Source organism: Janibacter alkaliphilus, from assembly GCF_013408565.1.
Taxonomy (GTDB): Bacteria; Actinomycetota; Actinomycetes; order Actinomycetales; family Dermatophilaceae; genus Janibacter; species Janibacter alkaliphilus.
The window spans coordinates 287,090-300,355 of the sequence record NZ_JACBZX010000001.1 but is presented as its reverse complement, the minus strand read 5'-3'; the positions used below and the strand labels follow the sequence as shown (position 1 = coordinate 300,355).

14 protein-coding genes are annotated in these 13,266 nt (G+C 72.3%); 9 read left to right on the top strand and 5 right to left on the bottom strand.

All coding sequences use genetic code 11. The annotated features are described in order from the left end of the window. The first annotated feature begins 88 nt into the window (after positions 1-88). Complete coding sequence (gene mca / locus BJY28_RS01390) at positions 89-1,012, top strand: mycothiol conjugate amidase Mca (RefSeq protein WP_179463870.1); 924 nt, start codon at positions 89-91, stop codon at positions 1,010-1,012. Beyond that, positions 1,009-1,263 (top strand): hypothetical protein, encoded by a 255-nt coding sequence (locus BJY28_RS01385; RefSeq protein ID WP_179461424.1) that lies wholly within the window; start codon positions 1,009-1,011, stop codon positions 1,261-1,263. The genes mca and BJY28_RS01385 overlap by 4 nt, the downstream gene beginning before the upstream one ends. Here the strand turns inward: BJY28_RS01385 and trhA are convergent. After that, positions 1,207-1,923 carry a PAQR family membrane homeostasis protein TrhA gene (trhA, locus tag BJY28_RS01380; protein ID WP_179461423.1) on the bottom strand — a complete coding sequence of 239 codons (717 nt, stop codon included), beginning with the start codon at positions 1,921-1,923 and terminating at the stop codon, positions 1,207-1,209. The genes BJY28_RS01385 and trhA overlap by 57 nt on opposite strands. A gap of 193 nt (positions 1,924-2,116) precedes the next feature. Between trhA and BJY28_RS01375 the strand changes: the two genes are divergently transcribed. From BJY28_RS01375 to BJY28_RS01365, 3 genes are all read left to right on the top strand, one after another. Beyond that, complete coding sequence (locus BJY28_RS01375; protein ID WP_179461422.1) at positions 2,117-2,872, top strand: isoprenyl transferase; 756 nt, start codon at positions 2,117-2,119, stop codon at positions 2,870-2,872. A gap of 311 nt (positions 2,873-3,183) precedes the next feature. Further along, entirely contained in the window at positions 3,184-4,503 is a 1,320-nt protein-coding gene (phoH2, locus tag BJY28_RS01370) for an RNA 5'-3' helicase PhoH2 (protein WP_343037155.1), read from the top strand. A 196-nt stretch (positions 4,504-4,699) separates the two neighbouring features. After that, on the top strand, positions 4,700-5,491 hold the full coding sequence (locus tag BJY28_RS01365; protein WP_179461420.1) for an aggregation-promoting factor C-terminal-like domain-containing protein: 792 nt from the start codon (positions 4,700-4,702) through the stop codon (positions 5,489-5,491). A 49-nt stretch (positions 5,492-5,540) separates the two neighbouring features. Here the strand turns inward: BJY28_RS01365 and coaA are convergent, their stop codons facing one another. Then, the gene (coaA, locus tag BJY28_RS01360; protein ID WP_179461419.1) at positions 5,541-6,497 is read right to left on the bottom strand and encodes a type I pantothenate kinase; all 957 of its coding nucleotides are present in this window, start codon (positions 6,495-6,497) and stop codon (positions 5,541-5,543) included. Positions 6,498-6,740: 243 nt separating this feature from the next. Here coaA and glmS point away from each other — a divergent pair, with 243 nt between their 5' ends. The 4 genes from glmS to BJY28_RS01340 are packed head-to-tail and all read left to right on the top strand — an operon-like array spanning position 6,741 to position 11,262. Then, positions 6,741-8,600, top strand: coding sequence for a glutamine--fructose-6-phosphate transaminase (isomerizing) (gene glmS, locus BJY28_RS01355; RefSeq protein ID WP_179461418.1), 1,860 nt, complete (start codon positions 6,741-6,743; stop codon positions 8,598-8,600). Between the two features lie 7 nt (positions 8,601-8,607). Beyond that, positions 8,608-8,961 (top strand): holo-ACP synthase, encoded by a 354-nt coding sequence (locus BJY28_RS01350; RefSeq protein ID WP_179461417.1) that lies wholly within the window; start codon positions 8,608-8,610, stop codon positions 8,959-8,961. A gap of 10 nt (positions 8,962-8,971) precedes the next feature. Beyond that, complete coding sequence (locus tag BJY28_RS01345; protein ID WP_179461416.1) at positions 8,972-10,444, top strand: NAD(P)H-hydrate dehydratase; 1,473 nt, start codon at positions 8,972-8,974, stop codon at positions 10,442-10,444. Continuing rightward, the gene (locus BJY28_RS01340) at positions 10,441-11,262 is read left to right on the top strand and encodes a GNAT family N-acetyltransferase (protein WP_343036903.1); all 822 of its coding nucleotides are present in this window, start codon (positions 10,441-10,443) and stop codon (positions 11,260-11,262) included. Before BJY28_RS01345 ends, BJY28_RS01340 begins: the two co-directional genes overlap by 4 nt. A gap of 42 nt (positions 11,263-11,304) precedes the next feature. On the opposite strand, the gene BJY28_RS01335 is transcribed toward BJY28_RS01340, so the two are convergent. Genes BJY28_RS01335 through BJY28_RS01325 form a run of 3 tightly spaced genes read right to left on the bottom strand, consistent with a single transcriptional unit; the run spans position 11,305 to position 13,261 of the window. Then, positions 11,305-11,748 carry a hypothetical protein gene (locus BJY28_RS01335; RefSeq protein WP_179461415.1) on the bottom strand — a complete coding sequence of 148 codons (444 nt, stop codon included), beginning with the start codon at positions 11,746-11,748 and terminating at the stop codon, positions 11,305-11,307. Further along, positions 11,745-12,161 carry a hypothetical protein gene (locus BJY28_RS01330; RefSeq protein WP_179461414.1) on the bottom strand — a complete coding sequence of 139 codons (417 nt, stop codon included), beginning with the start codon at positions 12,159-12,161 and terminating at the stop codon, positions 11,745-11,747. The genes BJY28_RS01335 and BJY28_RS01330 overlap by 4 nt, the downstream gene beginning before the upstream one ends. Further along, positions 12,158-13,261 carry a hypothetical protein gene (locus tag BJY28_RS01325; RefSeq protein ID WP_179461413.1) on the bottom strand — a complete coding sequence of 368 codons (1,104 nt, stop codon included), beginning with the start codon at positions 13,259-13,261 and terminating at the stop codon, positions 12,158-12,160. The genes BJY28_RS01330 and BJY28_RS01325 overlap by 4 nt, the downstream gene beginning before the upstream one ends. Between the last annotated feature and the right edge of the window lie 5 nt (positions 13,262-13,266).

Below are 13,266 nucleotides of genomic sequence, written 5' to 3'. Positions count from 1 at the left end.
TGTCCGTGACGGCGAGCCGGGCACCCCGACCGGGTCGCGCTCGCCCGACGACCCGTGGAGGATCTCAGCAGTGGATGCGCTCAGGCTCATGGCTGTGCACGCCCACCCCGACGACGAGTCGAGCAAGGGTGCGGCGACGATGGCCCGCTACGTCGACCACGGTCACGAGGTGCTGGTCGTCTCCTGCACCGGCGGCGAGCGCGGGGACATCCTCAACCCGGCCCTCAAGGACGACCCGCACATCCTGCGGGACATCGTCCAGGTGCGCCGCGAGGAGATGGCGAAGGCGCAGGAGATCCTCGGCGTGCAGCACACCTGGCTGGGCTTCGTCGACTCCGGGCTGCCGGAGGGCGACCCGCGCCCGCCGCTGCCGACCGGCTGCTTCGGGCTGGAGCCGCTGGAGGTCACCAGCGAGGCGCTGGTCCGCGAGATCCGTCGCTTCCGACCGCACGTGATGACCACCTACGACGAGAACGGCGGCTACCCGCACCCGGACCACATCATGACCAACCGGGTCAGCGTCGCCGCCTTCCTCGCCGCCGGCGACCCGGAGGCCTTCCCGCACGCGGGCGAGCCCTGGCAGCCGCTCAAGCTCTACTACAACGGCGGGTTCTCCAAGGCCCGGCTCGAGGCCTTCCACGCGGCGCTCACCGAGCGCGGTCAGGAGTCCCCCTTCGCGGAGTGGCTGGAGCGCCGCGGGGACCGCCCGGACCGCCGGGTGACCACCCGGGTGGACGTCGCCCCGTGGTTCTCCCGGCGGGACGACGCGCTGCGCGCGCACGCCACCCAGGTGGACCCGAAGGGCGCCTTCTTCGCCGTCTCCAACGAGCTGCAGGCCGAGATCTGGCCGATCGAGGAGTACGAGCTGGCGATGTCCTACGTGGCGACCGACGACGACGAGCGCGACCTCTTCGCCGGCATCGACCCGGCGCAGGCGGACGCCCTGGCGCGCTCCCGGCCCGAGCTGGTCATCGACGACCGGGTGGAGCCGACCGTGGAGATGCCCCGATGACCGGGCCGAGCACCGAGATCGGCCCCGGCTGGTGGGCCTTCGTCGCCTTCTTCTTCCTGGCCGTGGCGCTGTGGCTGCTCATGCGCAGCATGTTCACCAGGCTGCGCCGGATGCGGCTGGCCGACGAGCAGCGGCAGCGCGAGCAGCAGGCCGGAGCCGACCCGGGGCAGCGTGCCCCTGGCACCGAGCCCGGCTCAGCCGGTGAGCCCGACCGGCGCGGAGAGGGCGAGCGCGGCCGCGGCGAAGTGTGAGACGAAGGCCAGGATCGTGCAGGCGTGGAAGATCTCGTGGAAGCCGAACCAGCGCGGTGAGGGGTTCGGCCGCTTCGTGCCGTAGACGATCGCGCCGGCCGTGTAGAAGACCCCGCCGGCGACGATCAGCGTGACGATCGTCCCTCCGCCGTGCTCCAGCAGCGGCTTGATGTAGAAGACCGCCACCCAGCCGAGCGCCAGGTAGATCGGCACGTACAGCCAGCGCGGCGCGCTGATCCACAGCACCCGGAAGAGCACCCCGGCGATGGCCCCGGACCAGACGATCGCCAGCAGGGTGATCGCCTCGGTGCGCGGCAGCAGCAGGCCGAAGGGGGTGTAGCTGCCGGCGATGATGAGGAAGATGTTGGCGTGGTCCCAGCGCCGCAGGATGGCGTCGGTCCGGCTGGACCACCGACCCCGGTGGTAGAGCGCCGAGGTGGAGAAGAGCAGCGCCGCGGTGATGGTGAAGACCAGGGCGGCGACCTGTCCGGTGCCGGTGGCGGCCGTGCCGATGAGGATGCTGCCGCCGACGATGACCAGCGGGGCCATCACCAGGTGCAGCCAGCCGCGCAGGTGCGGCTTGACCGCGTCGACGACCTGCTCGACGTGCTCGCCGACCTCGTGGGCCAGGTGGCTCATCTCGGCACGGGGGGACTCCATACCCACGACGGTAACCTACGGACCCGTAAGTTGCCCATGAGTGTGACCTGTCCGAGCGCTGAGCGGTCGGCCCGCTCGGGTGGCGCGGATCACGCGGGGTACGTTGGAGGCCCTCGGGTCGCCCCGCCGGGCGCCGACCCGACGCCGCGGTCCGGGCCGGCCCGCGGCCCGTCGACGTGAAGGAGAGCCACCGGTGCGCAACCCGCTCTACTCCGCCTACGAGCGCCGCCTCGTCAAGGAGCTGGGCCGCACCGCGGTGCCCCGCCACGTCGGGATGATCGTCGACGGCAACCGCCGCTTCGCCAAGGCCCGTGGCGCGGCCGCGGATGCCGGGCACCGGGCGGGAGCGGCCAAGATCGCCGACTTCCTCGAGTGGTGCGAGGACGCCGGGGTCGAGGTGGTCACCCTGTGGCTGCTGTCCACCGACAACCTGCGCCGCCCGCAGGACGAGCTGACCCCGCTGCTGCGGATCATCGAGGGCGTGGTCGCCGACCTGGCCGCGTCCGGCCGCTGGCGGATGCACCCGGCCGGTGCGCTGGACCTGCTGCCGGTGGAGACCGCAGCGACCCTGCGCCGGGCCGCCGAGATGACCGAAGGGGTCGACGGGCTCGTGGTCAACGTCGCCGTCGGCTACGGCGGTCGGCAGGAGATCGCCGACGCGGTGCGCTCGTTGCTGCTGACCCGGGCCGCCGAGGGCGCCGACCTGGCCGAGGTCGCCCGCGACCTGACCGTCGAGGACATCGGCGACCACCTCTACACCAAGGGCCAGCCCGACCCCGACCTGGTCATCCGCACCTCCGGCGAGCAGCGCCTCTCCGGCTTCCTGCTCTGGCAGAGCGCGCACAGCGAGTACTACTTCTGCGAGGTGTACTGGCCGGAGTTCCGTCGGGTGGACTTCCTGCGGGCGCTGCGCTCCTACGCCGACCGGCACCGCCGCTTCGGCGGCTGACGCGGGCGTGACCGGGGCGTGAACTCTGGCCGCCACCGGGCGACACGCCCGGTCGGTGGGTCGTCGCGGACCGCCCGGCGCGTACTGTCGCCGACAACGGGACGCACCCGCATCCCCGTTCCGGGAGGCCCACGGCATGGAGCAGATCTCGCTCCGGAGAAGGGGTCGGACCCGGCCCCGGCTCAGCCGGCAGGCCCGGTCCCGGCACCAGCACCGAGAGTGAGGCGCGCGCGCCTCGTCGGCGCGGGCGTGCAGGAGGAACTGCTGTGGAGACCACCATCACCGCGACCCCGGCCCTCGACGAGCCGCCCGTGACGCTCCCCGCCCAGGACGAGCCCCGCCGCACCTACGTCATCGACACCTCGGTGCTGCTCTCCGACCCGCGGGCGGTGCTGCGCTTCGCCGAGCACGAGGTCGTCCTGCCGGTCGTCGTCGTCACCGAGCTCGAGGCCAAGCGCCACCACCCCGAGCTGGGCTACTTCGCCCGGACCGCGCTGCGGCTGCTGGACGACCTGCGGATCCAGGCCGGCCGGCTGGACGCGGCGGTGCCGGTCGGCGAGGACGGCGGCAGCGTGCGGGTCGAGCTGAACCACACCGACCCCACCGTGCTGCCCTCGGGCTTCCGGCTCGGCGACAACGACACCCGGATCCTCTCGGTCGCCAAGAACCTCGCCGTCGAAGGCCACCACGTCACCGTCGTCAGCAAGGACCTGCCGATGCGGGTCAAGGCCTCGGCAGTCGGGCTGGACGCCGAGGAGTACCGCGCCGAGCAGTCGAAGGTGGACTCCGGCTGGACCGGGATGGCCGAGCTGGAGATGGCCGCCGAGGACGTCGACACCCTCTACGAGACCGGCCGGGTCGAGCACCTCGGCGCGGCGGAGATGCCGGTGCACACCGGCCTGAAGATCATCTCCGCGCGTGGCTCGGCCCTGGGCCGGGTCGGTGCCGACAAGCAGGTGCGCCTGGTGCGCGGCGACCGGGACGCCTTCGGCCTGCACGGGCGCAGCGCCGAGCAGCGGATCGCCCTCGACCTGCTGCTCGACCCCGACGTGGGCATCGTCAGCCTCGGTGGTCGCGCCGGCACCGGCAAGAGCGCCCTGGCGATGTGCGCCGGGCTGGAGGCGGTCATGGAGCGCCGCCAGCACCGCAAGGTAGTCGTCTTCCGCCCGCTCTACGCCGTCGGCGGCCAGGAGCTGGGCTACCTGCCCGGCAGCGAGCAGGAGAAGATGGGCCCCTGGGCCCAGGCGGTGCACGACACCCTCGGCGCGCTGGTCTCCGCCGAGGTGGTCGAGGAGGTCATGGACCGGGACATGCTCGAGGTCCTGCCGCTGACCCACATCCGGGGCCGCTCGCTGCACGACGCCTTCGTCATCGTCGACGAGGCGCAGAGCCTGGAGCGCAACGTGCTGCTGACCGTGATGTCCCGGGTCGGGCAGAACTCCAAGATCGTGCTCACCCACGACGTCGCCCAGCGGGACAACCTGCGGGTGGGGCGCCACGACGGGGTGGCCTCGGTCATCGAGGCGCTCAAGGGGCACCCGCTCTTCGCCCACGTCACCCTCACCCGCAGCGAGCGCAGCCCGGTGGCGGCGCTGGTGACCGATCTCCTGGAGGGGCACGACATCGGCTGAGCCGAGCGGCCCGCTGGCCGGGGGAGCGAGGTCCGCAGGGGCCGTCGTCCCCGGCCGGCGCGCGCCGGTCTCCGGCCTGTGGACCTCGCGTTGTCGCAGGTCGTCGCGTGAGTTAGCATCTCGATCTGGTAACGCAGCCACCCCGACCCGGGGTGGCTGCCGTACGTATCGAGCACGTCTTCGCAGGGGTGGCCACGTGGCACGCACGACCTATCAGTCCCGGCACGGCGGGTCCGCCCGCACCGGCCGGGCGCAGCGCGCGGGTGCGCTGATCCGTCGTCCCGTCGTGGGGTCCGCCCTCGCCGTGGGGATGCTGGCGACCGTCGGTGCGACCGTGGCCACCGGCGAGCCCAGCCACGAGGGCGAGACCCCGCTGGCCGCCGTCTCGCCGACCCCGAGCGCCCCGGTCGAGGCCGTCGTGGCGCCCGCCGACACCGAGCGCCTGTCCTCGGACCGCCGCGAGGTCAACGCCTCGCGCAGCGAGTCCCGGGAGAAGGACCGGCTGGCCGCCGCCCGCGCCGCGAAGGCCGCCAAGGAGCGCAAGGAGGCCCGGGAGAAGGCCGCCGCCGAGGCTCGGGAGCAGGCCGAGACCCTGCCGGGCGGCGGCAGCGCCGAGGGTCAGAGCCTCGCCGAGAGCTACGCCGAGCAGGCGAAGGACCCGGAGTGGGTCGAGGCCGTGCAGAAGGACCCGAAGCCCTACGCCGTCGAGCTGATGCGCGAGGCCGGCTTCGAGGACGACCAGTGGGGCTGCCTGCAGTCGCTGTGGACCGGCGAGAGCGACTGGACCTGGGACGCGGAGAACGCCAGCTCCGGCGCCTACGGGATCCCGCAGTCGCTGCCGGCCGACAAGATGGCCACCACCGGCAAGGACTGGAAGACCAACCCGATCACCCAGATGCAGTGGGGGATCACCTACATCAAGGACGCCTACGGATCGCCGTGCGAGGCCTGGGAGTTCTGGAACAAGCAGGACCCGCACTGGTACTGACGGGCCGCTGAGGCTCGTCCACTGACGGGCCACTGAGGCTCGCGCCGGCTCAGAGCTTGCGCAGCCGCACCCGGGCCACCTGGTGGTCGCTGCCCTTGCGCAGCACCAGCGTCGCCCGGCTGCGGGTCGGCAGCACGTTCTCGACGAGGTTGGGCTCGTTGATCGTCGTCCAGATCTGCAGCGCGCGCGCCCGGGCCTGCTGGTCGGTCAGCTCCGCGTAGCGGTGGAAGTAGGACTGCGGGTCGGCGAACGAGGTCTCCCTCAGCCGCAGGAACCGCTCGACGTACCACTCGCGGATGTCGGAGATCCCGGCGTCGACGTAGACGGAGAAGTCGAAGAAGTCGCTGACCGCCATCCCGGTCCGGCCGTCCGCGTGCGCCCCCGGCGGCTGCAGCACGTTCAGCCCCTCGACGATGAGCACCTCCGGCTGGCGCACGACGACCTGCTCGTCCGGGACGATGTCGTAGGTCAGGTGCGAGTAGACCGGCGCGGCCACCTCGGGCTGGCCGGACTTGACCGCGGAGAGGAAGCGCAGCAGCGCCCGCCGGTCGTAGCTCTCCGGGAAGCCCTTGCGCTGCAGCAGACCCCGCCGCTCCAGCTCCGCGTTGGGCAGCAGGAAGCCGTCGGTGGTGATGAGCTCGACGTGCGGGGTGTCCGGCCAGCGCAGCATGAGCTCGCGCAGGATGCGGGCGGTGGTCGACTTGCCGACCGCGACCGAGCCTGCGACGCCGATGACGAAGGGGGCCTTGGGTGGGTGCTCCCCGAGGAAGGTCGAGGTCACCCGGTGCAGGCGGGTGAAGGCGGAGACGTAGAAGGTCAGCAGCCGGGAGAGCGGCAGGTAGACCTCCTCGACCTCCTCGAGGTCGACCGGGTCGGCGATCCCGCTGAGCCGGGCGACGTCGGCGGCGCTGAGGTCGAGCGGGTGGTGGTCGCGCAGCCGCGCCCAGTCGCTGCGGTCGAGCTCGACGTACGGGGAGGACAGGGCTCCCGGGCTGGCGACGGACACCCGGGCATTGTTGCGCAGTGCCCCCTTCGGCGGGGCAGGTACGGTCTCCCCGCGCCGAACCGGACAGTCCTAGGACTGTCTCCCGGGCCCGCGCGCGCGGCCGGTCCAGGGCGACACTCCTAGGACTGTCGGTCGGGGGGAGCGGGAGGGGAGGCCAGGGGAGCGGGTGCTGGGCCCGGTGGTGAAGGGGGGCGACGGTGGCGATGCGGCTGCGGGGGCTCCGGCCCATTAGCATTCCCTGCCATGTGCGGAATCGTCGGATACGTCGGCCCGAGCGCCGGCACCAAGTCGCTGGACGTCGTCATGGAGGGGCTGGCCCGCCTGGAGTACCGCGGGTACGACTCCGCCGGGGTCGCCCTGGTCACCGGGGACGACGTCTTCACCGAGAAGCGCGCCGGCAAGCTGGTCAACCTGCGCGACGCCCTCGCCGCGGACGACGTCCCGGACGCGGTGACCGGCATCGGGCACACCCGGTGGGCCACCCACGGCGGCCCGACCGACGGCAACGCCCACCCGCACCGCGGCGGCAAGGACGGCAAGCTCGCCCTGGTGCACAACGGCATCATCGAGAACTTCCACGCCCTGCGGAACGAGCTGCTCGAGCAGGGCGTCGAGTTCCGCTCGGAGACCGACACCGAGGTGGCCGCCCACCTCGTCGCCGCCGCCTACGAGCGCACCGGCGACCTCACCGACGCCATGCGCGCGGTGGTCAACCGGCTCGAGGGCGCCTTCACGCTGCTCGCCGTGCACGTCGACTGCCCCGAGCGGATCGTCGCCGCCCGCCGCAACAGCCCGCTGGTCGTCGGCCTCGGCGACGGGGAGAATTTCCTCGGCTCCGACGTGGCCGCCTTCATCGGCTACACCCGCCGCGCGCTGGAGCTCGACCAGGACCAGATCGTCACCATCACCCCCGACGGCTACGAGGTCATCGGCTTCGACGGCACCCCCGCCGACGGCCGCACCTACGAGATCACCTGGGACGCCGCCGCCGCCGAGAAGGGGGGCTACGCCACCTTCATGGAGAAGGAGATCAACGAGCAGCCCGCCGCCGTGCGCGACACCCTGCTGGGGCGGACCGACGAGAACGGCCGCCTCGTGCTCGACGACATGCGGATCAGCGAGGAGGAGCTCTCCCAGATCCACCGCATCTACATCGTCGCCTGCGGCACCGCGGCCTACGCCGGGATGACCGCCAAGTACGCCATCGAGCACTGGACCCGGATCCCGGTCGAGGTGGCCCTGGCGCACGAGTTCCGCTACTGCGACCCGATCGTCGACGAGCGCACCCTGGTGGTCTCGATCAGCCAGTCCGGCGAGACCATGGACACCCTGATGGCGGTCAAGCACGCCCGCTCGCTGGGTGCCAAGACCCTGGCCATCTGCAACACCCATGGCTCGACGATCCCGCGCGAGTCGGACGCGGTGCTCTACCTGCACGCCGGGCCGGAGATCGCCGTGGCCTCGACCAAGGCCTTCCTCGGCATGATCGCCGCGTGCTACGTGCTCGGCCTCTACCTGGCCCAGCTGCGCGGCGAGACCTACGCCGACGACGCCAAGCAGGTGATGGCCGAGCTGCACGGCATCCCGGACAAGATCCAGGCGCTGCTGGACGACACCGAGCGGGTCAAGGAGATCGCCTTCTTCATGGCGGACACCCGCTCGGTGCTCTTCCTCGGCCGCAACGTCGGCTACCCGATCGCCATGGAGGGGGCGCTGAAGCTCAAGGAGCTCGCCTACATCCACGCCGAGGGCTTCGCCGCCGGCGAGCTCAAGCACGGACCGATCGCGCTCATCGAGCCCGGCCAGCCGGTCTTCATCGTCGTGCCCGGCCCGGACACCCCGCACGACCTGCACAAGAAGGTCGTCTCCAACATCCAGGAGATCCGGGCCCGCGGAGCGCGCACCCTGGTCATCGCCGAGGAGGGGGACGAGGACGTGGTGCCCTTCGCCGACGAGGTCATCCGGGTGCCGCAGGCGTCCCCGCTGCTGGAGCCGCTGCTGACCGTGGTGCCGCTGCAGGTCTTCGCGCTGCACCTGTCCACGGCGAAGGGGTTGGACGTGGACCAGCCGCGCAACCTCGCCAAGTCGGTCACCGTCGAGTGAGCCGGCCGTGATCGTCGGGGTGGGGATCGACGTCTGCGACGTCGCCCGCCTCGGCGAGCGGCTGGAGTCCACGCCGGGCCTGCGCGAGCGCCTGTTCACCGAGGGGGAGCGCGACCTGCCGCTGACCAACCTCGCCGGCCGCTTCGCCGTCAAGGAGTCGGTGGCCAAGGCGCTCGGCTCGCCCGGCGACCTGCGCTGGCAGGAGGCCGAGGTGGTGCGCCTGGAGTCCGGTCAGCCGGAGCTCGTCGTCACCGGCTCGTGCGCGCTGCGCGCGGAGGCGCTCGGCGGCACGCACTGGCACGTCTCGATCAGCCACGACGGGGGGATCGCGACGGCCATCGTGCTGCTCGAGGCCCGGTAGCGTCGGTCGGGTGATCGAGGCATACGGCACCGAGGACGTCCGCGCGGCCGAGGAGGCCACCGGAGAGCTGCTCACCGACGGCACGCTCATGCAGCGCGCGGCCAAGGGGCTGGCGGCGGTGACCCGTTCCCGGATGGACGAGCGCGGCGCGCGACGGGTGGTGGCGCTCGTCGGCTCCGGCAACAACGGCGCCGACGCGCTCTGGGCGATCTCCCGGCTGGCCAAGCGCGGCTACGACGCCGCCGCGGTCTGCCGCGACCCTGAGGTGCAGGCCGCCCAGGCGGAGGCCGCCCGCAAGGCCCGCAAGAAGGGCGCCCGCATCCTCACCGGGGAGGACCCCGACGCGCTCGACGTCATCGCCGACGCCGAGGTCGTCCTCGACGGCCTCGTCGGGCTCGGCGGCCGCTCGGGGCTGCCCGACTTGGCCGTCTCGTGGGTCGCCGCGATCCCGGAGGACGCCTATGTCATCGCCGTGGACTCGCCGTCCGGGCAGCCGGTCAGCGGTGGTGACCTCGCGCCCGGCGGGGTCTTCGCGGACGAGTCGGTCACCTTCGCCGCGCCGAAGCCGGTGCACCTGCTGCCGCCGACGGAGGCCGCCTGCGGGCTGCTCACCGTCATCGACATCGGCCTCGACCTCAGCGCCGGCGAACCCGTGGCCGCCGCGCTGGACGACGACGACGTCGCCGCCCTCTGGCCGGTCCCGGACGCCGCCGACGACAAGTACTCCCGCGGCGTCCTCGGGGTCCTCGCCGGTGGCGAGGGCTACACCGGGGCGGCGCTGCTGAGCGTCACCGCCGCGGTCTGCGCCGGCGCCGGGATGGTCCGCTACGTCGGCACCCCCACCCCGGAGGCGCTGGTGCGCGCGGCCGTCCCCGAGGCGGTGCACGGCGCCGGCCGCGTCCAGGCGTGGGCGATCGGTCCCGGTCTCGACGTGCGTTCCCGGGCGAAGGGGGCGACGGCCCAGCTGCGCCAGGCCCGGGAGGCGCTCGACGGCGACGAGCCGGTGCTGCTCGACGCCGGCGGTCTCGACCTGCTCACCGCCCCCCGTGAGGCCCCCACCCTGCTGACCCCGCACGCCGGCGAGTGCGCCCGGATGCTCTCCCGTCTCGGCGACGAGGTCACCTGGGAGCAGGTGCGCGCCGACCCCGTTGCGCACGCTCGTGCGCTGGCCGAGGCCTCCGGAGCCACGGTGCTGCTCAAGGGCGGCACCACGCTCGTCATCGACCCCGAGGGCGGCCCGGTGCACGTGCAGTCGGCCGCCCCCGCCTGGCTGGCCACCGCCGGGGCCGGGGACGTGCTCGCCGGTCTCGCCGGCACCCTGCTCGCCGCCGGGCTGCCGCCGCTGCTGGCCGGGGCGCTGGCCGCCCACGTCCACGGGCGGGCCGCCGAGCAGGCCAACCCCGGCGGCCCGGTCCGGGCGCTCGGCGTCGCCGAGCAGATCCCCCGGACCGTCGCCCGCCTGCTGGCCGAGTCTCGCGGGTGACGCCGGACGAGCGGGGGGAGCAGATGGAGCCCGCGGAGCTGCGCGCGCTCTACGACGCGACCTTGCGCGAGGGCGAGATGGCCTCGGCCGACCGCGTCGAGCGGGTCGGTCCGGTGCTCATGGGGTGGTACGGCGGGGAGCGAGGCTTCGTCACCTACCGCGACCTGGGCGGCCTCGACGCCGCCGGCATCGGCGACCTGGTCGCGCAGGTGGTGCAGCGCTACCGCGCCGACCCGCAGATCGAGCAGATCGAGTGGAAGACCCGCGGCCACGACGACGCGCCCGGCCTGGACGAGGCGCTGCGCGCTCACGGGCTGCTGCCGCAGGAGCCGGAGGTCGTCATGCTCGGGGCCGCCGCAGCCCTGGTGGACGCCCCGGACCCGCCCGACGGGGTGAGCATCCGGCAGGTCACCAGGGAGGGTGACGTGCGGGCCGCCGTGCGCTGTGCCGCAGAGGTCTTCGCCTCCCCGCCGCGGGAGGCCGAGCGGATCGAGGCCGAGATCGTCGGCCGGGTGCGATCCGGGCGGGGCGACCTGGAGATGTGGGTGGCCGAGAGCGACGGCGCGGTGGTCTGCAGCGGTCGTCTCGAACCGGTCCTCGGGAGCAGCGTCGCCGGGGTCTGGGGTGGCGCCACGCTGCCGACCTGGCGCTACCGCGGGATCTACCGGGCGCTCACCGCCGCCCGGGCCCGCTCGGCGCTGGCTCAGGGAATCCGCTGGATCCACTCCGACTCCACGCCCGCGTCCCGGCCGGTCCTGGAGCGCTCGGGGCTGGTCGCGGTGACGACGACCACCCCCTACGAGTGGCGCCGAGGGTGACCGTGGAGCTACCGCCTCCGCGAGCTGCTGAGCCTCCAGCCCTTAGCTGCCCGACGGGCCGGGCCCGGGCCGCTCGGAGCTGGTGAGTGCCGCTTCGAGATCTTCCACCAAGGCACCGAACGCTGCTGGTGCCGTGAGGTCGCCGGGCAAGGCTTCGGACAGCAGATCCGTCAGGAGCGCGTGCTCCCCGGGGCGGCTCTGACGGACAAGGAAGTCGACTGCGTGCCTGGACACCTGCCGTGCCTCGGCACTGCGGTTGTGGCGGGCGAACCCCTCGACCAGCTCTTCCGTCGGTATGGCGACGAGGAGGCGGTAGCAGTCGAGCACGTCCTTCTGCTTGAGGCGCGAAGGCCGATCAGGCCTCCGGAGATGATCAGCGTGGCGTTCCCGGAGCTTGGTGACCTTGGCAGTCAACAAGGCTGCCGGTCCAGCTACCTTGATCCGTGCTGTGCGTGGATCGGTGTCCTCCAGACTCCCGAGCGTCATGTGGGAACAGTCGACCAACGACGGTTCCAGACCGGGGGTGACCCGGGCAACCGATCTGTCGTGCCCCGTGAAGCCCGCAGATCGACGAGCACGCGCGGTACCTGATGAGGAACGCCCATGAGGTCGAGGCCGATACCGTGCGAGCTGATCCAGTGACCAGGCTGCGATGCTGCGGAGAAGCCAGCGTCCGTGAGCAGGCCCGACATCTCCGGTGCGTCTGCCAGGAGGTCCGCGTCGATGGCCAGATCGCTGTCAGTGGTCATCGGGATGCCTGTGCCGGGCACGTCTCCGGTGCGTTGATACACCGCCTGTGCACCCACGAGCACCATCGCCTCCGTGTGCTCGGAGAGGACGTCGAGGGCGTCGAGCAGGGTGCGTCTGGCGACGATGTACTCGTCAGGAGAACGCGTCACGGTGTCTCTGTCCTGACGCTCGTAGCCTCGCTGAGCTGGGTCGCGAGCTCGTCGTACCGCCCACCCATGGTCATGAGATCCGCGATGATCTGGGGCTCTGGCACGGGGAGCGGAACCCCTGTCAGGAGTGTCTCGTCGCGAGGACGGATGAGGACGACGTTGGCAGTCTGCGGCGAGGCTGTCCTGAGCCCCAGGTCGTCGCCAAGGGCACCGGGATCAGCGGAGTAGATGGACAGGAGGGTGTTCGGGACGACCGGATAGTTGCCCTCGGGCAGAGAGACGGTGGCCGCCAGCCAGCCTGTGTAGGCGATCGTTCGTCCCGTCGGGTCGTTGCCGAGGTCGGTCGCCAGCAGATCGGCGTAAGCGAGGTCCGGGCCGCGTGGCGCCAGTCGCCAGAGGACCTCCGGGTTCGTCCGGTAGATCTTGTAGTCCAGAGTCCAACGCTCCATGAGAAGGCGCCGGTCGACGTCCGTGACCCCGCCATCGCGAAGGCGGGTCACGGCGCCGTACGCCGCCAGAGCCGGAAGGACCTTCGTCACCGTTCCTGCGCTCACGCCAGCCCTCTGTGCAAGCTCCCTGACCCCCGTCGTCGACGTCACGTCCCAGAGGGCACGGACGACCTTGCTCGCGCCGGGGCCGTCCAGGCGCTTGGTCGCGGTGGTTCGTCCGTCGGGGAGCGGTGCCTGGCGCGCCGGTCCTTGCGTGCGGACGAAGATCCCGGCGGAGTCGTTCCTGATGAAGACCCAGCCGGTGAGGTCGACGTAGCCGATTCCCAGCTCTTCGCACTGCTTCCGAAGCGCAGGGTTGGCGAAGTCGGTGATGACGAGTGCCGGCTGTCCGTCGCTCAGCAGGAGCAGCCGTTCCAGCGCGCCTCGGACGCTCCCTCGGGATGCGCGCTTCACCTCGATGGTGAAGGTGGCGCTGGCTCCTGAGGGTGTCCTGATCGTGAGCCGGGCGTCTGGGGCGACCGCTGTCACCGTGCCGTCTCGCCCAGGGTCGAGATCGAGGTCGAGGGTCCATGTGCGAGGAAGTGCTGTCTTCAGCCTGTCGACCGCGGACCGCAGCAGCAATGTTTCCTCACTCCTGGCGTTTCCTGTCACCAGGA

What these genes read in the sequence shown, in the direction of transcription:
- BJY28_RS01335 (WP_179461415.1), bottom strand. Translation starts at nt 11,748, where the DNA reads ATGACGCTCGGGAGTCTGGAGGACACCGATCCACGCACAGCACGGATC.
- glmS (WP_179461418.1), top strand. Translation starts at nt 6,741, where the DNA reads ATGTGCGGAATCGTCGGATACGTCGGCCCGAGCGCCGGCACCAAGTCG.
- mca (WP_179463870.1), top strand. Translation starts at nt 89, where the DNA reads ATGGCTGTGCACGCCCACCCCGACGACGAGTCGAGCAAGGGTGCGGCG.
- trhA (WP_179461423.1), bottom strand. Translation starts at nt 1,923, where the DNA reads ATGGAGTCCCCCCGTGCCGAGATGAGCCACCTGGCCCACGAGGTCGGC.
- BJY28_RS01385 (WP_179461424.1), top strand. Translation starts at nt 1,009, where the DNA reads ATGACCGGGCCGAGCACCGAGATCGGCCCCGGCTGGTGGGCCTTCGTC.